Source organism: Burkholderia pseudomultivorans, assembly GCF_902499075.1.
Taxonomy (GTDB): domain Bacteria; phylum Pseudomonadota; class Gammaproteobacteria; order Burkholderiales; family Burkholderiaceae; genus Burkholderia; species Burkholderia pseudomultivorans.
The window spans coordinates 38,161-55,490 of sequence record NZ_CABVPP010000029.1 but is presented as its reverse complement, the minus strand read 5'-3'; the positions used below and the strand labels follow the sequence as shown (position 1 = coordinate 55,490).

Annotated in this window: 16 protein-coding genes; 9 read left to right on the top strand and 7 right to left on the bottom strand. The window is 63.9% G+C overall.

All coding sequences use genetic code 11. The annotated features are described in order from the left end of the window. Nucleotides 1-771: 771 nt before the first annotated feature. Nucleotides 772-1,836, top strand: a complete 1,065-nt coding sequence (locus tag BST28156_RS19470) for a LysR family transcriptional regulator (RefSeq protein WP_174903136.1) — start codon at nt 772-774, stop codon at nt 1,834-1,836. A gap of 75 nt (nt 1,837-1,911) precedes the next feature. Here the strand turns inward: BST28156_RS19470 and BST28156_RS19465 are convergent, their stop codons facing one another. Further along, a complete protein-coding gene (locus BST28156_RS19465) occupies nt 1,912-2,757 on the bottom strand; it encodes a TetR/AcrR family transcriptional regulator (protein ID WP_254596398.1) in 846 nt (281 codons plus the stop codon). 105 nt (nt 2,758-2,862) lie between these two features. Beyond that, a complete protein-coding gene (locus BST28156_RS19460; RefSeq protein WP_174903135.1) occupies nt 2,863-3,552 on the bottom strand; it encodes a TetR/AcrR family transcriptional regulator in 690 nt (229 codons plus the stop codon). 139 nt (nt 3,553-3,691) lie between these two features. Between BST28156_RS19460 and mhpA the strand changes: the two genes are divergently transcribed. From mhpA to kce, 4 genes are all read left to right on the top strand, one after another. Then, nucleotides 3,692-5,263 carry a bifunctional 3-(3-hydroxy-phenyl)propionate/3-hydroxycinnamic acid hydroxylase MhpA gene (mhpA, locus tag BST28156_RS19455; protein ID WP_174903134.1) on the top strand — a complete coding sequence of 524 codons (1,572 nt, stop codon included), beginning with the start codon at nt 3,692-3,694 and terminating at the stop codon, nt 5,261-5,263. A gap of 24 nt (nt 5,264-5,287) precedes the next feature. Further along, on the top strand, nt 5,288-6,229 hold the full coding sequence (locus BST28156_RS19450) for a VOC family protein (protein WP_174903133.1): 942 nt from the start codon (nt 5,288-5,290) through the stop codon (nt 6,227-6,229). Nucleotides 6,230-6,310: 81 nt separating this feature from the next. Next, nucleotides 6,311-7,180 (top strand): fumarylacetoacetate hydrolase family protein, encoded by an 870-nt coding sequence (locus tag BST28156_RS19445; RefSeq protein WP_174903132.1) that lies wholly within the window; start codon nt 6,311-6,313, stop codon nt 7,178-7,180. 19 nt (nt 7,181-7,199) lie between these two features. Beyond that, complete coding sequence (gene kce / locus BST28156_RS19440) at nt 7,200-8,129, top strand: 3,5-dioxohexanoate:acetyl-CoA acetone transferase (RefSeq protein WP_174903131.1); 930 nt, start codon at nt 7,200-7,202, stop codon at nt 8,127-8,129. A 275-nt stretch (nt 8,130-8,404) separates the two neighbouring features. Here kce and BST28156_RS19435 read toward each other — a convergent pair. Beyond that, nucleotides 8,405-9,531, bottom strand: a protein-coding gene (locus tag BST28156_RS19435; RefSeq protein WP_419468979.1) for an IS3 family transposase whose coding sequence is annotated in 2 segments (ribosomal slippage) — nt 8,405-9,273 and nt 9,273-9,531 — 1,128 coding nt in all. Because the reading frame shifts where the segments join, the coding sequence is not laid out codon by codon here. A gap of 184 nt (nt 9,532-9,715) precedes the next feature. Between BST28156_RS19435 and BST28156_RS19430 the strand changes: the two genes are divergently transcribed. Continuing rightward, nucleotides 9,716-9,943: a hypervirulence associated TUDOR domain-containing protein gene (locus BST28156_RS19430; RefSeq protein WP_174903130.1), complete on the top strand. Its 228-nt coding sequence runs from the start codon at nt 9,716-9,718 to the stop codon at nt 9,941-9,943. Beyond that, entirely contained in the window at nt 9,940-10,506 is a 567-nt protein-coding gene (locus BST28156_RS19425; protein WP_174903129.1) for a DUF488 domain-containing protein, read from the top strand. The genes BST28156_RS19430 and BST28156_RS19425 overlap by 4 nt, the downstream gene beginning before the upstream one ends. A 43-nt stretch (nt 10,507-10,549) precedes the next feature. Here BST28156_RS19425 and BST28156_RS19420 read toward each other — a convergent pair whose 3' ends face one another. Beyond that, on the bottom strand, nt 10,550-11,830 hold the full coding sequence (locus BST28156_RS19420; RefSeq protein WP_174903128.1) for a right-handed parallel beta-helix repeat-containing protein: 1,281 nt from the start codon (nt 11,828-11,830) through the stop codon (nt 10,550-10,552). Between the two features lie 584 nt (nt 11,831-12,414). Here BST28156_RS19420 and BST28156_RS19415 point away from each other — a divergent pair. Both BST28156_RS19415 and BST28156_RS19410 read left to right on the top strand, forming a co-directional pair. Beyond that, a complete protein-coding gene (locus BST28156_RS19415; RefSeq protein ID WP_174903127.1) occupies nt 12,415-13,152 on the top strand; it encodes a sulfite exporter TauE/SafE family protein in 738 nt (245 codons plus the stop codon). 276 nt (nt 13,153-13,428) lie between these two features. Beyond that, nucleotides 13,429-14,808, top strand: a complete 1,380-nt coding sequence (locus BST28156_RS19410; RefSeq protein WP_174903126.1) for an amino acid permease — start codon at nt 13,429-13,431, stop codon at nt 14,806-14,808. A 51-nt stretch (nt 14,809-14,859) separates the two neighbouring features. Here the strand turns inward: BST28156_RS19410 and BST28156_RS19405 are convergent, their stop codons facing one another. From BST28156_RS19405 to BST28156_RS19395, 3 genes are all read right to left on the bottom strand, one after another. Next, nucleotides 14,860-15,438, bottom strand: coding sequence for an NnrU family protein (locus BST28156_RS19405; RefSeq protein ID WP_009690819.1), 579 nt, complete (start codon nt 15,436-15,438; stop codon nt 14,860-14,862). Between the two features lie 277 nt (nt 15,439-15,715). Continuing rightward, on the bottom strand, nt 15,716-16,171 hold the full coding sequence (locus tag BST28156_RS19400) for a TfoX/Sxy family protein (protein WP_059605961.1): 456 nt from the start codon (nt 16,169-16,171) through the stop codon (nt 15,716-15,718). Next, nucleotides 16,168-17,277, bottom strand: a complete 1,110-nt coding sequence (locus BST28156_RS19395) for a malate/lactate/ureidoglycolate dehydrogenase (RefSeq protein WP_174903125.1) — start codon at nt 17,275-17,277, stop codon at nt 16,168-16,170. Before BST28156_RS19395 ends, BST28156_RS19400 begins: the two co-directional genes overlap by 4 nt. Between the last annotated feature and the right edge of the window lie 53 nt (nt 17,278-17,330).

The window sequence follows — 17,330 nt, the reverse complement described above, 5'->3', positions numbered from 1 at the left end:
GCGAGCCAATGTAGAACCAGTCGGTGCGAAAACTCACTGCGGTACCGACCGGCCGTTCCGACGCTACATGACCTGTTGCTCGCGTCGAACCACGAAGTCATCACGACTTCGGGTATCAAGCGTTCGAGCGTACCGAACGCATGTCATTGATATGCATCGCGAATCAATCGCCCGCTGTACCTGGCGCGACGCAATTTCCGCGGAAAAACTCATGAGGCTATGGATCCGACCGGGTCGATGAGCCATACGGCCCCTATCCGCGCACTCAAGTGCGTGTCGCACAACAGGTTCAGGGCGAAGCCGGCAACAACCCGAGTTTCCGGCGCGCCAGGGCCGCACAATTAATTCATCATTTGTTGATTTGCGGCGATACTAAGTCAACCTCAACAGTTGTGTCAACCGCCTGGAACCCACCCGACGCTGCCGTCCCGGAGATCAATAAACGCGACAGTTCCTATATCTGGCGGGCGAACGCGTGCCGCGGCTCACGGCCGACGCTCGGCAGATTGCAATAGAGTATTGACCGATCTGCAATCCAGCAGGATGCCGATCGGCCGCACTCAATCCTCATCGACCGGTCGGCATGGACACCGCTCCGCACGCGCCTTGACACCCGGTGATCGTCGAGATACCATGCCGCAATTCAACATACGTTGAATTAACCGTGGCCGAAAAAATCGATGCCTGCGTATGTCACACGCGAGGCGCGCATACACAAGATCAAGATGGCGGGGAACACACAGGCTGACCCACGTATTGTGAGAACCTCACATGGATCAACTCGAATCGATACGCACCTTCCTCGAAGTGGTGAATTCGGGAAGTATCTCGGGCGCAGCAAGGAAGCTGAGCGTCTCCGATGTGGTGCTGAGCCGCCAGATCAGGTGGCTCGAGAAACGTCTGGGGGTGTACCTGTTTTCCCGCCAGACACGTGCGGTGTCGTTGACCGAAGTCGGTCGACGCTACTTTGACCGTACACGGGAGCTTGTGTGCAGCCTGGACGATTGCGAACGGTCAATCGCCAACATGGTCCACGAACCGATCGGAACCTTGCGGATTGTCGCGCCCAATTTCTTTTCTCACTTTGGGCTCGCACAGCGTCTGCATCAGTACAACGTAGCATATCCGAATGTCCGCCTCGAGCTTACCCTCGTCGATCGACCCATCAACCTGGTGCATGATGGTTTCGATATCGGTCTGGTGGACACGTCTCACCTTTCTCACTGCCCGGCCAGCCTGATCGCACGCCCCATCTTGAACGAAACGATCGTCGCATGTGCGTCGAAAGAATATTTGCAGCGCAGAGGAATCCCGATTCATCCGGGCCAGCTCGTCGAGCATGCTTATGTTGCACTGACGGCTCAACCCTCCAGCACCCGCGAATGGTCACTCATGGGGTCTGACGGGACGCGGCATGCGCTCGAACTCCGGCCAACGATGGTGGTCAACAACATCGACGCGTTGATCCAGATGCTGATTTCCGGGGCCGGCATTGGCTTCGCGCCCGCCATACTTGTCCGGCAGGAGATTCAGAACGGGATATTGCAGGAAGTCCTGCCGGAATACTCGACGCCGGCCTTCTCGGTCAGCGTTGTTTATCCAAGCCGGGAACACATGCCGGCAAAGGTTCGAACCTTCATAGATCACATGCTTCGAACCCTCAGCGAACCCGTTTTTGACCCGACCGCGCGTCACATTGCGGCCCGCTCGGCCCAGATGAATGAATCGAATCTTCGGTTGGAAACCACCACCTTCACGGGTAACGAAAGGATGCCGACCCAGTCGGGGCAAATCGCTGTGGACACCCCCGAGAGTTCCGTCGCGGTGACAATCTAGCGTATCGGTATTGCGTGTGCACCGACAGCGATCGCACATCCCCTTCCATGATCGCGGCGCGGCTCGGATCGGCCTTTACCGAAACATGCCAAGAGCGATGTCCAGCACCTCTTCCTTGAATTTTTCCGGAGACTTCGGTAGCGGTGTGAATGTCGAAAGGATGTGGCTGTACGACATGGCGTTGCTGATCGACATCAGCATCATGAAATACATCGCGTCCGGATCGTGCGGCTTCAACTTGCCGGCCTCGATTGCATCGATCAGCAACGGAACGAATGCCTCGCGATAAGGGCGAATGTAGCGCTCAAGCAATATATTCAGTCGCTCGCCCTGTTCGGTTGTGGCGGTCGCAAAGAACATGCCGAGATACCGGTCCTCGGAAACGGTTTCGATGAAGAGAATGATTGCCTGCTTGACACGTTCGCGTTGCGACATCCGAGCAGCGCCCAGTTGTTTCGTCGCCTCGATCATCGGCTCCAACTGTTGCGATAGCTGCTCGACCACGGCGATCCACAGTCCTTGTTTGGAGCCGAAATGATGCGCCATGAGTGCGGGGTCCACACCGGCAAGCTGCGCGATGGCCCGCACACTGGTCCCTTCATACCCGTGAGTTGCAAACATTTGTCGCGCCCCACGAAGCAATGAATCAAAACCCATCAACGCGCTACTCATGGGACGTCCGCGAGTACGCTTCTTCGTGGCGCGCTTGGGCGTTGTGCTGGAAGGAGCCATTTCTCCTGCTGTTTCGCTCTCGAACTTGATGATCCGCGAGTATAGCAAGAGCGACATTCCCGCCTGATCGATTCCGCAAGCGGTCGTGGCCTCGTTGATTGCCACTTGAAGCATTCGGTCGAACGCCAGGTCGTCGATGGCCTTCCCGACTCGAATGACCGCCGGATCTACATGAATCTGACGCAGCAACGCCCGACGCGACACTGGCACCGGCTGTCGGCGCGCGCCCGTCGGCGTTCAGGATAGCGGCGCTGAGCGCCCACGCACATGTGCGCTAGCGCTTGCCATGCACCCCTACTTGCTTTCATCGACTGCCGCTTCCAGCGACTTCAACCCGTCGGGCAAGTCGATATCGGGAAGCGGTTGCTTCATGAGTCGATTGAGCGTTGTTCGCGCGACGCCAAGCGCACCGAATACAAGCTCCATGACGGCCTTCGGATGGTCGGCAGGAGCCGCCCCGGTCAACACAGTCTCGATGCTCTGATGGATCGCACCGAGCAACAGATCGTGTGCGGCCCGCGCGTTCGCGTATTTCACCATCCCGCACTCGAGCGCAGCCGCGAGGTCACGCGGCAAATAGATCTTCGTCAATCGCCCGCTCGCCGCATCGCGCACCCCGGTGCGCGTGATAAATGCGCCCCAGGCGGGATGCATCACCGCGACGCGGATGAACATCTGGCAACCGATCCAGACCCGCTCGATCGGACTGTCGATCTTCGAGACGCACGCTTCGATAGCCAGGATGACCTCGTCGTTAAGCTCGGCGGTCACGGCATCCAGTAGCTCGCTGGTCGTCTTGAAGTAGTTGTAGAACGTACCCCGCGCGACACCTGCCGCCGCAAGAAAATCGTCGATCGACGCCGCATCCGGCCCCTTCTTCGCAAATACCTCGACCGCGGCGCTCAACAGCTTGCGGCGCGTCGCCTCCCGCCGGACCGCGCCGGTACGCACGCGATGGTCTTCCGGCTCGGCCTCGATCACCACGCGCCGCCCTCTGGAATTACTCGCCGCCAACGCGCCTCCTCGGGGTTTCCCCCAGCTGTATGTACGCACTTGTCAATTTGACAATACAATCCAATTTATACGCTTTTGTCATTTTGAAGAATTCGATTCTGGAGGAGACATGGGAGCAGACAAGCACACCGATGTAGCGATCGTCGGCTACGGACCGACGGGACAGCTGCTCGCCCTGATGCTGGGACGCGCGGGGCATCGGGTTACGGTGATCGAACGTTGGCCCGACCTGTACCCGCTGCCGCGCGCGGTCCATTTCGATCATGAAATCGCCCGCCTGTTCCAAGCCTCCGGTGTCATGGATGATATCAAGCTCATCACCGAGATCACCGACCGCTATCAGTGGCGCAACGCGCGGCACGAGATCCTGATGAACTTCGACTGGAGCGGCCCGGGGCCGAGCGGCTGGCCTGCTTCGAGCATATTTTCCCAGCCGCAGCTCGAGCGAGTGCTCGACAAGCACGTACGGCGCTTGTCCAATGTGACCGTCCGCACGGGATGGTCGGCAAACGCGCTGCAACAGGACGGCAATGGCGTGCGTCTCGAGATCGAGACCGGTCGACTCGACAATGGCAAATGGGCGGCAACGGGCGAGACCGACACCCTGCACGCGCGCTACGTGATCGGTGCCGACGGCGCGAACTCGATCGTGCGCACCCTGTCCGGAATCGAATCCGAGGATCTCGGCTTTGCGTTCGACTGGCTCGTCGTCGACATCCAGCCAACCGAGCCACGTGAATGGATGCCCAAGGCATGGCAGCTGTGCGATCCGGCACGCCCGACCTCGATCGTGCCGGGTGGCCCGGGACGCAGGCGCTGGGAGTTCATGCTGTTGCCCGGCGAAACCGCCGAGCAGATGAATCAGGACGCCGTCGCCTGGAACCTGCTCTCCCGCTGGGATGTCACGCCGCACAACGCGATTCTCGAACGCCATGCCGTCTATACGTTTCGAGGACGGTGGGCACGGCAATGGCGCACGGGCAACGTGCTGCTCGCGGGAGACGCGGCGCATCTGATGCCTCCGTTCGCAGGCCAGGGCATGTGCAGCGGGCTGCGCGACGCGGCCGCGCTTGCATGGCGCCTCGACGCGATTCTGTGCGGCAAGAGCGGCGACCGGCTGCTCGACAGCTACGGTCCGGAGCGCCTGAACCACGTACGCGAAATCATCGACTTCTCGATCGAGCTCGGCAAGGTGATCTGCATCACCGATCCCGAGGCCGCCGCCGCACGCGATCAGGCCATGCTGACCGCTCACGCCACGCCAGGCTTCCAGCCACCCGCGGCGCCGCGGCCGCAACTCGGTGCGGGGCTCTTCGACCCGCATTCACCGGGCAGCGGACGGCTCACACCGCAGGGCGTAATCGAATTCGACGGCAAACGGGGGCTGTTCGACGACATCTTCGGTGCCGGTTTCGCACTGATTACGCGCGATCAAGCCACGCTCCATGGCCTGAGCGACGAGAACCGACACGCCTTGAACAGGCAACGCGCAATTGTCACGCATTTCGGTCCAGGCGGCTTCGCCGACATCGACGGCATCTACGGCGAGTACTTCAAACAGCACGACGTGGTCGCCCTGCTCGCCCGCCCGGACTTCTACAGCTACGGTTCAGCCCGAACTGTCGACGACCTCAACCCGCTCGTCGATGCCTGGCGCCACGCAATGGAACCGGCCTGCTGAGCCCCCTTCGATCAGGAGAAAACCATGACACAAAATCGCAGACGCGACCGCCTCGGCATCCATTCCATCGGCGAGTTCCGCATGTCGGTGCCATCGCTCGACGAGGCGAGACACTTCTACACCGCATTTGGCCTCGACGTACAAGCGGACGGCGCAGCGGGACTATCGATTCGTACGTTCGGCTCGCCGCATGTGTGGGGGCGTCTGCGCGAAGGCGCGCGCAAGAAAGTCGAATGGCTCACATTGCACTGTTTCGAAGACGATCTGGACGCGTTGCGCAGCCGCGCGCTTGCCGCCGGCGTCGAAACGATCGCGCCGCCGCCCGATGCAGACCCGTCCGGCTTCTGGATCCGCAATCCCGATGGCATGCCGCTGCAGATCCGTGCCGGTGTCAAGACGACACTCGACGAAGCGGAACACGTGAGCCCATCGCTGCCTGTCGACGGTCTGCGGTGCGCGCCGTACCGGCGCAATACCCCGTCAGTGAGGCCCACGCGCCTCTCGCATATTGCGTTCGCCACGTCGAACGTACCCGACCAGATCGACTTCTGCGAGCGCGTGCTTGGTCTGCGCCTGTCTGACCGCTCGGGCGACGGTGTCGCCTTCATCCATGCACCGCACGGAGGCGACCATCACCTGCTCGCGTTCGCCGCAAGCTCGGGCCCGGCGCTTCATCACCTGAGCTGGGACGTGCCGACCGTCGAGGAGGTAGGTCTGGGCTACATGCAGATGAACGTGGCCGGATACACGAACGGCTGGGGGATCGGCCGCCACGTGCTGGGCTCGAACTACTTCCATTACGTGCAGGACCCGTGGGGCAGCTTTTCGGAGTACAGCGCGACGATGGACTACATCCCCGCTTCCGTCGACTGGGTCGCGCAAGACCACGCTCCGGAAGATTCCATGTACCTCTGGGGTCCCGACCTGCCCGCGATCATGGTCGAAAACTCTGAGCAAGGTGTCTGACACGCCGAATCCGATAGCCATGGCAATCACGACGCAGTGCACATGGCTATCGCTCACCGTTATCTTTCAGGAGAAGTGCAAATGAAGCTCGTTACGTTCCAATGTCTCGGTCACCAGTCCATCGGCAAGGTCGAAGGTCAGCAGGTGATTGACCTTCATGCGAGCGATCGCACGTTGCCCACCACGATGCTCGAACTGCTGCAGGGTGGGCCCTCGCTGATGCGGCGCGCGCGTGAGCTGAGCATCGACGATGCAGTGACATTCCCGCTCGCCGACGTGCGCCTCGACGCGCCCGTGCCGAATCCGTCGAAGTTTCTCGCGATCGGCATGAACTACCGTCGTCACGTACAGGAAGCGATCGAGGCCGGAATCCAGGTACCCGACAGCCAGGTCTGGTTCAACAAGCAAGTGTCGTGCGTGAACGGTCCGTTCGATCCCGTGCATATGCCGAAGGTGTCAGACAAACTCGATTACGAAGCGGAACTCGGCGTCGTGATCGGCCGCCGTTGCCGTCACGTATCGGAGGCCGACGCCGCATCGGTCATCGCGGGCTACGTGGTCTGCAACGACGTTTCCGTGCGTGACTGGCAGATGCGCTCGCCGACGATGATGCTCGGCAAGTCGTTCAACACGCACGGTCCGTTCGGCCCGTGGCTCGTCACACCCGACGAAATCGCCGACCCGCACGCGCTGCAAATGCGCATGATCGTCAACGGCGAAACGCGTCAGTCGGTCAGCACGGGCGAGATGATCTACAACATCTGGCAACAGATCGCCTACCTCTCGACGGTAATGACGCTCGAACCGGGCGACGTACTCGCAACGGGCACGCCGTCGGGCGTGGGTGTGGCAAGCAAGCCGCCGCGCTTCCTGAGCGTGGGCGACGTCATGCGCGTCGAGATCGACGGCGTGGGGCACATCGAGAACCACGTCGTCGCCGAGCCGGTTTGACGCCGGGGAGGACATCCACATGACACGCAAAGTCATCATCACCTGCGCGATCACCGGCTCGATCCACACGCCGAGCATGTCGCCTCATCTGCCCGTCACGCCCGAGGACATCGCTCGCGAGGCGATCGCCGCGGCCGCGGCCGGCGCGGCAATCCTGCACCTGCACGCACGCAACGGCGAGGACGGGCGCCCGGCCTTCTCCGCCGAAGCCTATCGACAGTTCCTTCCGAAGGTTCACGCGGCGACCGATGCGGTAATCAACATCACGACGGGCGGTGCGGTCAACATGACGCTCGACGAACGCCTTGCCGGCGCGCTTGACGCGTCGTCGGAAATGGCTTCGTGCAACATGGGCTCGATGAACTTCGCAATCTTCCCGGTGCTTGACAAGCTCAAGACATTCAAGCACGAGTGGGAGCATCAGTTCATCGAAGGCACCCGTCGTACGATCTTCAGGAACACGTTCGCCGATATCGAAGAAGTGCTGATACGGCTTGGCCACGCGCACGGTACGCGCTTCGAATTCGAGTGCTACGAGGTCGGCCACCTGTACACCCTCAAGCATTTTGTCGATCGCGGGCTGGTGAAGGGTCCGATCTTTCTCCAGTTCGTCCTCGGCATTCTCGGCGGGATCGGTGCCGACCCCGAGAATCTCGTGCACATGAAGCGCATCGCCGACAAGCTGTTTGGCGATGGTTACCAGTGGTCGGTACTGGGCGCGGGTAAGCACCAGATCCCGTTGATCACGCAGGCAGCGTTGATGGGTGGAAACGTGCGCGTTGGTCTGGAAGATTCGCTCACGATCGGGCCCGGCCGGCTCGCGACATCGAATGCCGAGCAGGTCACGCTGATTCGCGACGTTCTCACGCGGCTCGGCTTCGAAATCGCCACGCCGGACGACGCCCGGCAGATGCTCGGCCTCAAGGGGCGAGACAAGACGCGACTCTGACTGCGCCACACTGGAGCGCTCGGGCCAACGCGACCACTCTCGTCCTCGGAGTGGCCCGAGCGACCCAACACGATGGAGTCGTCAGTGCACGAAACCGACCGCATTCCGCGTGCCGTAGACAAAAATAAAGGTTTCCTTATCAGTCGACGTCGAAACGAGCCGCCCAGCCCCCGGCGAGTACAGCATGCTTCCAGGCGGAGCTATTTCGCTTAACTCGAGATCACTGCACGATCGGCGGAAGCTGACCGAATTGCTGCACTGACCTGCCCCCGGTTTTAGTCCGAACCGCAGTTAGAGTCCGAGGTTAAAAACTGCTGCTTTGCATCGTGCGCCCGCGCGAACTGCACCGGCGTCAGATAGCCGAGTGAACTATGAGGCCGCTCGGTGTTGTACTCGATACGCCATTCCTCAATCAGCCGCTTGGCGTGGCGCATTGAGACGAACCAGTGCTCGTTCAGGCATTCATCGCGGAACCGCCCGTTGAAGCTCTCGATATAGGCATTCTCCACCGGCTTGCCAGGCCGAATGAACGACAGCGTGACACCGGCTTCGTAGGCCCATGCATCCAGCACCTTACCAGCGAACTCCGGCCCGTTGTCGACCGTGATGGATGCGGGTAAGCCTCGCATCTCCTTGAGCCGCTCGAGCACTTGCTGCACTCGTAGGCCCGGCAGCGAAGTATCGACCTCGATGGCCAAGCACTCGCGCGTGTAGTCGTCGACCACGTTCAGGCATCGAAACCGCCGACCATAGGCCAGCCCGTCAGAAACGAAGTCCATCGACCAGCTCTGATTCGGGCCTGTTGCTAACGGCAGCGGCGTGCGCTCGACAGCCGCAATACGCTTGCGTCGCCGCTTGCGCACGCTCAGCCCCGCCTTGCTGTACAGGCGCCAGATGCGCTTGTGGTTGGCGAAGCAGCCATCCCGCTGCAACAGCACGTGAATCCGGCGATAGCCGTAGCGGCGCTTCTGCGCGGCGATGGCCATCATCCGGCCAGTCAGCGCTTCGTCATCAACTCGGCGGCGTGATTCGTAGTGGAACAGCGAGCGCGAAATCCCTACCAGCCCGCAGGCCCGGGTAACACCCATGGCACGTTCGGTCATCAATATCCGGACCGCTTCGCGCTTGGCCTGCGGGCTTGCTACTTTCGAGCCAGCAGGTCCTTCAGCGCGGCGTTGTCGAGCATCGATTCGGCTAACAGTCGCTTGAGCTTGCTGTTCTCCTGCTCCAGTTCCTTCAGGCGCTGAGCTTCGGAGACCGTCATCCCGCCGAACTTCGCTTTCCAGTTGTAGTAGGTCGCTTCCGAGATGCCGTACTTGCGACACAGCTCCGCCGGCTTCAGGCCAGCCTCGGCTTCCTTCAAGATGCCGATGATCTGTTCTTCGGTGAATCGCTTTTTCATTGCCGTTCCTCTCTGGAACGGACTCTACACCGTCACCGTACTAAACGCGGGGAGCAGGTCACACTCCGCCGCCCCCTTTATCCGCCCCCGCGCGGAGACGATAATGAATCTCGGCGTGCACTACCATCACGACATCGACGCTGCACCCCGCGAAAACCGGCGAACACCATGGAGGACCCACGGCATGACGCAACCCTTCAGGCTGGGCGACCACGTCCGATGGAATTCGGAGGCCGGCTACGTCACCGGCACGATCATCGCGATCCATACACAGGACTTCGACTACAAGGGCCATCGCCATCGCGCGTCGCCGGACGATCCCCAATACGAAATCAAGAGCGACCGGACCGATCACATCGCCGCCCATCGCGGCCGCGTGCTCGAACGCATTGCCGACGAAGGCGACGCATGACGCTCCCGTTCTACACGATCGGCCACTCCAGCCACTCGCTCGACGAGTTCATCGCGATGCTCGAAGCGGTCGACATCGCGTTGCTCGCCGATATCCGCAAGATGACGCGCTCGCGCACCAATCCGCAGTTCAACGAAGCGACGCTGCCCGATGCGCTGGCCGCGGTCGATATCGCGTACGAGCATGTGGCTGCGCTCGGCGGCCTGCGCGGCAAGTCGCACGACGTGCCCGACGACGTCAACGGTTTCTGGACCAACCGCAGCTTTCACCGTTACGCGGACTACGCGCTGTCGCCGGAATTTCGTGCCGGTCTCGACGAACTGATTGCGCAGGGGCGCCGGCGACGCTGCGCGATCATGTGCTCGGAAGCCGTATGGTGGCGCTGTCACCGGCGCATCGTCACCGACTACCTGATCGCGCGCGGCGAAACGGTGCTGCACATCATGGGCCGGAATCGCGTCGAGCCCGCCCGTCTCACGGCGGGCGCGACGATCCGGCCCGACGGCACGGTCGTCTATCCGGATACCGAACCATCCGGATCGCCGACACACGCGGGCGCGTAACAGCGCGCATGCGGCGCGCCGCGGAGCGATGAACACCGCATCGTCAGTTCCGCGTCGACGCGGACGCGGCCTTCGTCTGCATCAGATACCGGCGCACCGTCGGCAGCGACGACGTCACCGCCCCGCCCGCCGGGATCGCGCCCGAAGTCGCCGCGCCGACCGGCGGAGCCAGCGCGATGCCGTCCATCGAATTGCCGGACACGACCATGCCGGCGGCCGGACAACCGTTCGTAAGCAGCGACACCGGCACGCCGGCGATCGATGCGAACGTATTGTCGGCAACGGAGAAATGGCAGACGTTGCCGATCGCCCGGAAGCCGGCATAACCCGAGCCCGACACACGGTTGCCCTTCACGACGACGTACGACACGGCCCCCGACCACGTATCGAGCTCGATCGCGCCCTGCTGCGTGGGCGGCAGGCCGTTGTTCGCGTTCGTGCCGTCCTGGATCGCGGTAACGACGTTGTTCTCGATCCGCACGTCCGACGCGCCATACGTGTGCCAGCTGTCTTCCTGCGCGACCAGGATGCCCGCCGCCTTCTGCACGCCGGCGACGTCGTTGTTCGAAATCGTCACCGCACGCCCGCCGACCACCGAAATGCCGCGCCCCCAGTAGTTGCCCGATACCGAATTCCTGTCGATCAGCACGTTGCCGCTGAGGCGGCCGTCGCCCTGGTAGCTGACGACGGAAATCAAATCGTCGCCGGTGCCCTTCACCGTGTTGTCCTGCACGATCACGTCGGTCGAACCCAGCGTCGTGTGAATGCCGTCGGACAGCGTCCCGTCGACGCGATTGCCGACGATCGCGACCTTGCTGGCGTCGAGCACGACGATCCCGGCGCTGGCGCCGCCCTGGATCGTGACGTCCAGCACCTGCATGTTCGTGCCGCTCACCGCCACCTTCCACGCCCGGAGCGCCGACAGCCGCGTGGTCCCCGTGCCGATCAGCGTGACGCCGACGAGCGTCGAGCCGCTGCCCTGCATCGCGAGTACCTGGTCGTCCGGCGTCGTCGCGACCAGCGTTGCGCCGTAGCCCGAGATCACGACGTCCGGTTTCGAGACCAGCAGCGAGCGGCTGACGACATAGCGTCCCGGCGCGATCACCAGATGCTGGCCAGGCTGCAACGCATCGAACGCGGCCTGCAGCGCATCGGCCTGATCGTCGCCGTTCGCCGTCGGCCGGACGGTAACGACCGGCAGAACCGACGACGCGCTCGACGCGCCCGCCGGCGTGATGGCAATCGCCGGCGATGCGATGAAGCAGGTCGTGCAGCTCAGGAAGACGGCAGTACTCAAGCCGATCGCATGAAACGGTTTACTCATGATTTTTCTCTCTCGCACTCGCCCGCGACGGCCGGCTGACGGCCGCGAGGCGTTCACGCAATGGTGGTCGTCGACAAACGGCGCAGCCGCCGCACGATGCGGACTGCGAAATTCGTTTGCTCCGCCGATACGGCAGGGGCAGCGCCAACGCTGCATCGCCGCATGATCGCGATCGATGCCCGTTCGCCCATTCACCCGCCGGCGCACATGCGTATCCCCCGTAAAAGCGGCCCGATCCCGACGGCGCCGGCATTGCATGGCCGGAATCGAACCGATCGACGGCAACTGCGTTCCCGAGCGTGGCTGCCGATTTTCCCCGCCGCTCATCGGACAGTCTATTTCGTGTGCATCATACGTAAATGACATCGGCCGCGCGACGTCGCAAGACCGCGCATCGACAGGTCGGGCGCATCACGGAACCAAGGACGCCGCCACCGCTGCCGATCCCCGACGTCGGAGCATCTGAAACGACGCGATCGCAGCCGCGCCGCACGACGCCGATCCTGCATTACCATCGTGCGATGCGTCCGTCGCGCCTGCCGCTTCCGGCATGCGAGCCCAGTCACCTTGCCGCCCTCGCCCCCATGCTCGCCCTCGTCATCATCGCCGGTCTCTGGGCCGGCCTGCAGAACACCCTCGCGGGCGGCGGCTCGTTCGTCACGCTGCCCGCGCTGATCGTATCCGGCATGTCGCCGCTCTCGGCAAACATCACGTCGACGGTCGCGCTGTTCCCGGCGCAGATCACGACCGGCTGGGCAAGCCGCCATATGGTGCAAGGCGCAGGCCGGCTGTCGTTTCGCGCGCTGTTCGCGATCAGCGTCGTCGGCGGCGCGCTCGGCGGCCTGCTGCTGCTGAAAACCCCGTCGTCGATTTTCTCGAGGCTGGTGCCGTGGCTCGTGCTGTTCGCGACGATCGTGTTCGCCTGGGGCAGCTTCTTTCGCAAGCCGGGCGACGCCGCCGCACATCTCGGCCCCGTCCCGGCCGCGATCTCGCAGTTCCTGATCGCGATCTACGGCGGCTACTTCGGCGGCGGGATCGGCTTCCTGATGATGGCCGCGCTGACGATGGCCGGCCTGTCGCCGCGTCACGCGATGTCGACGAAAAACGCGCTGGCGGGCGTGATGAATGCGTCGGCCGTCGTGCTGTTCGTCACGTCGCCGCATCTGCACTGGGGCGCGGCGCTCGCGCTCGGCGGCGGCGCGATCGCGGGCGGCCTGCTCGGCACATGGGCGCTGCATCGCGTCAACGAACGCGTGCTGCGGATCGGCATCGTCTGCATCGGCGTCGCGCTGACCGTCGGGCTGTTCGTCAGGCCGATCTGACGCACGCGCGCGGCCGGCCGCGACACGCCGGCAATTGATGAGCAAACCGCAAGACGTCTTTCGGATATCTCGTTTGCCGCCGCCCGCCCGTGCACCGCACAATGCGGGGCGGCTTTCGTCGTGGCCCACGCGGCAAGGATCGACGAAGCCCGGCCGGCGCCGGCCGCGTTCGCTGCACCACACGCACCCCGACATCGGCGCCCCGCCGCGACGGCGAAAGATCCGCCATCGCGCCCGCCCGATCCCTTTCCAACCGACAATAATCAGAGGCAGGAGATGCAGGAAAACTCATTGAGGCAAAGCCTCAAGCAACGGCACATCACGATGATCGCGCTGGGCGGCGTGATCGGCGCAGGCCTGTTCGTCGGCTCCGGCTCGCTCATCGCGACGGCCGGCCCCGCGGCGATCCTGTCCTATCTGTTCGGCGGCATCATCGTGACGCTGGTGATGTTCATGCTCGGCGAAATGGCGTCGCGCAACCCCGACAGCGGTTCGTTCTCCACCTATGCGAGCGCGTATCTCGGCGAATGGGCCGGCTATGCGGTCGGCTGGCTGTACTGGTTCAAGTCGATGATGACGATCACGGTGGAAGCGATCCTGCTCGGCGCAATCCTCCACGACTTCCTGCCGTGGCTGCCGATCTGGGGCGGCGCGCTGTTCATGCTCGTCACGCTGATCGCGAGCAACGCATACTCGGTCCGTTCGTTCGGCGAGGCGGAATACTGGCTGTCGTTCGCGAAGGTTGCGACGATCGTCGTGTTCATGGCGCTCGGCGTATCGATCCTGCTCGGCTTCCAGCCGCGCATTCCCGCACCGGGCCTCGTGAACCTGACGAACCACGGCGGCTTCATGCCGAACGGCGTCACGCCGGTGCTCGCCGGGATCATGGTCGTGATCTTCTCGCTGGGCGGCAGCGAGATCGCGGCCGTCGCGGCCGGCGAATCGGAGAACCCGGCAAAGAACGTGATCAAGGCGATCAAGAGCGTGATCGTGCGCGTGATGGTGTTCTACGTCGGCTCGGTGTCGATCCTGATTCTATGCATGCCGTGGACCGACAAGGCCAACCTGAAATCGCCCTACGTGTCGCTGTTCAGCATGGCCGGCTTCAGCGGCGCGGCGGTCGCGATGAAGATCGTGCTGTTCGTGTCGTTCATGTCGGTGATGAACTCGTTCCTGTTCTCGAACTCGCGCATGCTGTTCTCGCTGAGCCAGCGCGGCCATGCGCCCGCACTGTTCGGCCGCACCAACGCGAAAGGCGTACCGATCAACGCGCTGGCGCTGTGCCTCGCGATCTGCGTGTCGATCCTCGGCGTTCACTTCGTCAGCGGCGGCGACCTGTTCCTGATGCTCGCGAAAAGCAGCGGCGCATTCGTGATGATCGTGTGGATCTTCATCATCGTCGCGCACTTCGCGATGCGCCGGCAGACGAAGCACGTTCCGCACGATCCGTCGGCATTCCGCGCCTGGTTCTATCCGGTGTCGAACTGGATCGCGCTGCTGGCGCTGGTCGCGGTGCTGGCTTCGCAGGCGTTCAATCCGGATTCGCAGTTCCAGTTCTGGTTCACCGTACTGACGGCGCTTGCGATCGTCGCGTCGTATTTCCTGCGCCGCAAACCGGCATCGCTCGGCGAGACGTCCGGCGCGAATCCGCGCTGATAGACGGCGGGCGGTGCGCCGTCGCCAGCCGTTCGCCCGTCGGCCGTCCGCTCAACCGAACGGCCGCACGCCGATCAACCAGCCGTGCAGGAACAGCGCGAACACGGCCCACACGACGACTCCGCCGACGACCGCGACGACGTCGCCGCGCAGTCCGCCGGCCGGATAGCGGACGCCGTCACGCCGATCGCGCGCACGCGACACGATGAAATCGACGAGCGACCATACGAAGAACGCGCCGAACAGCACGACCGCATGCAGCGTACCGTTCGCGAGCAGGTGCGCGATCGCCCAGACCATCACGCCGGCCACCATCGGGTGGCCGACGAGCGTCTTGATGCGGTTGCGCGGCACGTAGGACGCGGCGATCAGCACGAAGGCGATCGCGGTCAGCATGCCCGTCAGGTGGCGCACGCCGACCGGCGACACCCACAGCAGCGTCGCGTTCTCGCGCGCGATCCCGTAGCCGCGCACGATCAGCACGAACCCGATGATCGATGCGATCGAATAGCCGGCCTTCCAGCCCTTCTCGCCGATCCGCGCGATCGTCGCGGACCGCCAGTCGTCCGCGACGATCCGGACCGAGTGCACACCGAGAAAGATCGCTAAACCGAGAATCAGGACGAGCATCGGCTGTCTCCGTCTGGAATTAAGGTGGGGAATGCAGCCCGCGCGGCATTCTGCGCGCCGTTCGCGGTGCCGGCGACGCCGCCGGCGCGATCGCGCCGGGCACGGACGCGACCGCGCCGATCATAAACGCGGGGGACGTCATTGTGAAGCCCGCGCATCCCGGTCGTGCGCCGCGGCGAACCGTGATTGTGATGCGTCCTCCGAAACGTCGGCGGTTCGTATACCGGAAATAGCGATGGAACGGAACTCGCGCAGCCTTCGCTTCACGCGCGCGGCGCTAAATCTTGTTGCGCTTCGACGGCGATTTCGCTGCCGGTTTTGCAACCGGTTTCGCTGTCCGCTTCGACGCCGGTTTCGACGCCGGCTTCACCACCGCCTTCGCCTTGCGCTTCGGCATTCCGGCCAGCAGCGCCGCGCGATAGGCGCCGCGACACCAGTCGAACAGCGCGCCCGCATCCTCGAGCACGTCGGCCGGCGTTTCGTAGTAGCCCTCGAGCGCGACGGTCCGCGTCGGCCGCTCGTACGAGAACGGTCCCATTCCGGCCGCCACGAACGCCGGCCGGTTCACGTCGTCGACGCGCAGGAACAGCGACCCGCGCGACATGAAGCCGAACATCACGCCGTCGAGCCGCATCGCCGCACCGCTGAAGAACCGCGCGACCTCGACCTTGCCGAGCGGCGCGAGCCGATACGCGATCTCCTCGCCGTGCGCCTTCTCCGCTTGCCAGCTCATGCGGACTCCGTGCAGCGCTGCGTCCACGCGTCGAGCTCGGCGGCGTCGAAGCCGGCGGCCGCCGCGCTGTCGCGGATCTGCCGCCACGTCGCACGGTCAACCGGAATACCGTTCGCGCCGCGCGCCGCGCGGCTGGCCTCTTCCGGCTCGCCGGGCATCTGCACCGGCGCGTCGCCCGCCTGCGGCGACGCCTTCGCCCACGCGACGAACGCATCGGCTTCGCGCTGCGCATCGGCCGCATCGAACGCGTTCGGATCGATCAGCACCGACAGCATTCCGTTGACGATCGCACTCGTCTTCTGCAGCGTATCGCCATACGTCGTATGCCCGCCGACGAGCGCGCCGCCGAAGATCTCGCACATCGCCGCGAGCGCGTAACCCTTGTGCAGCCCGAACGGCAGCAGCGCGCCGAACGGCTTCTCGTGCATCACGGCCGGATCGTCGGTCGGCTGGCCGCGATGGTCGATCAACGCGCCGGCCGGCACGCGCCGGCCCTGGTTATACGCGACGCGCGTCTTGCCGTACGCGATCGCACTCGTTGCGAAATCGAGCAGCAGCGGCGGCTGACCCGCACGCGGGTATGCCGCGCAAAACGGATTGGTGCCGAACCGCGGATCGGTGCCGTGCAGCGGCGCGACCAGCAGGTCGCCCGGCACGTTGACGAAATGAAACGACACGAGCCCCGCGCGTGCGCACTGCTCGGCCCAGTGCCCGATGCGGCCGAGGTGATGCACGTCGCGCAGGCCGATCGCGCAGATGCCCATCCGCCGCGCGCGCTCGATCCCTTCGACCATCGCCTCGAACGCGATCACCTGGCCGAAGCCGCGCCCGCCGTCGATCGTCAGCACCGCGCCGCCGTCGCGCACGATCGACGCATGCCCGTTCAACTGCAGTTGCCCTTCGCGCCACGACGCGACGTAGTTCGGGATCATCCCGATGCCGTGCGAATCGTGTCCCGCGAGATTCGCGCCGACCAGATGATCGGCGACGAGCCGCGCCTCGCGCGCACTGCTGCCGGCCCGTTCCCACAGCGCGGCGACGAAGGCATGCAGCGGTTCGGCGCGCATGCGCAGCGGCTCGGTATCGGGTGTCGTCGGCGCGGTCATCGGCAGGTCTCCTCCAGGTCGAAGCGGATCGAAGCGGATGGGCGGCGGCCCGG

What these genes read in the sequence shown, in the direction of transcription:
- BST28156_RS19470 (WP_174903136.1), top strand. Translation starts at nt 772, where the DNA reads ATGGATCAACTCGAATCGATACGCACCTTCCTCGAAGTGGTGAATTCG.
- mhpA (WP_174903134.1), top strand. Translation starts at nt 3,692, where the DNA reads ATGGGAGCAGACAAGCACACCGATGTAGCGATCGTCGGCTACGGACCG.
- BST28156_RS19450 (WP_174903133.1), top strand. Translation starts at nt 5,288, where the DNA reads ATGACACAAAATCGCAGACGCGACCGCCTCGGCATCCATTCCATCGGC.
- BST28156_RS19445 (WP_174903132.1), top strand. Translation starts at nt 6,311, where the DNA reads ATGAAGCTCGTTACGTTCCAATGTCTCGGTCACCAGTCCATCGGCAAG.
- kce (WP_174903131.1), top strand. Translation starts at nt 7,200, where the DNA reads ATGACACGCAAAGTCATCATCACCTGCGCGATCACCGGCTCGATCCAC.
- BST28156_RS19430 (WP_174903130.1), top strand. Translation starts at nt 9,716, where the DNA reads ATGACGCAACCCTTCAGGCTGGGCGACCACGTCCGATGGAATTCGGAG.
- BST28156_RS19425 (WP_174903129.1), top strand. Translation starts at nt 9,940, where the DNA reads ATGACGCTCCCGTTCTACACGATCGGCCACTCCAGCCACTCGCTCGAC.
- BST28156_RS19420 (WP_174903128.1), bottom strand. Translation starts at nt 11,830, where the DNA reads ATGAGTAAACCGTTTCATGCGATCGGCTTGAGTACTGCCGTCTTCCTG.
- BST28156_RS19415 (WP_174903127.1), top strand. Translation starts at nt 12,415, where the DNA reads ATGCTCGCCCTCGTCATCATCGCCGGTCTCTGGGCCGGCCTGCAGAAC.
- BST28156_RS19410 (WP_174903126.1), top strand. Translation starts at nt 13,429, where the DNA reads ATGCAGGAAAACTCATTGAGGCAAAGCCTCAAGCAACGGCACATCACG.
- BST28156_RS19405 (WP_009690819.1), bottom strand. Translation starts at nt 15,438, where the DNA reads ATGCTCGTCCTGATTCTCGGTTTAGCGATCTTTCTCGGTGTGCACTCG.
- BST28156_RS19400 (WP_059605961.1), bottom strand. Translation starts at nt 16,171, where the DNA reads ATGAGCTGGCAAGCGGAGAAGGCGCACGGCGAGGAGATCGCGTATCGG.
- BST28156_RS19395 (WP_174903125.1), bottom strand. Translation starts at nt 17,277, where the DNA reads ATGACCGCGCCGACGACACCCGATACCGAGCCGCTGCGCATGCGCGCC.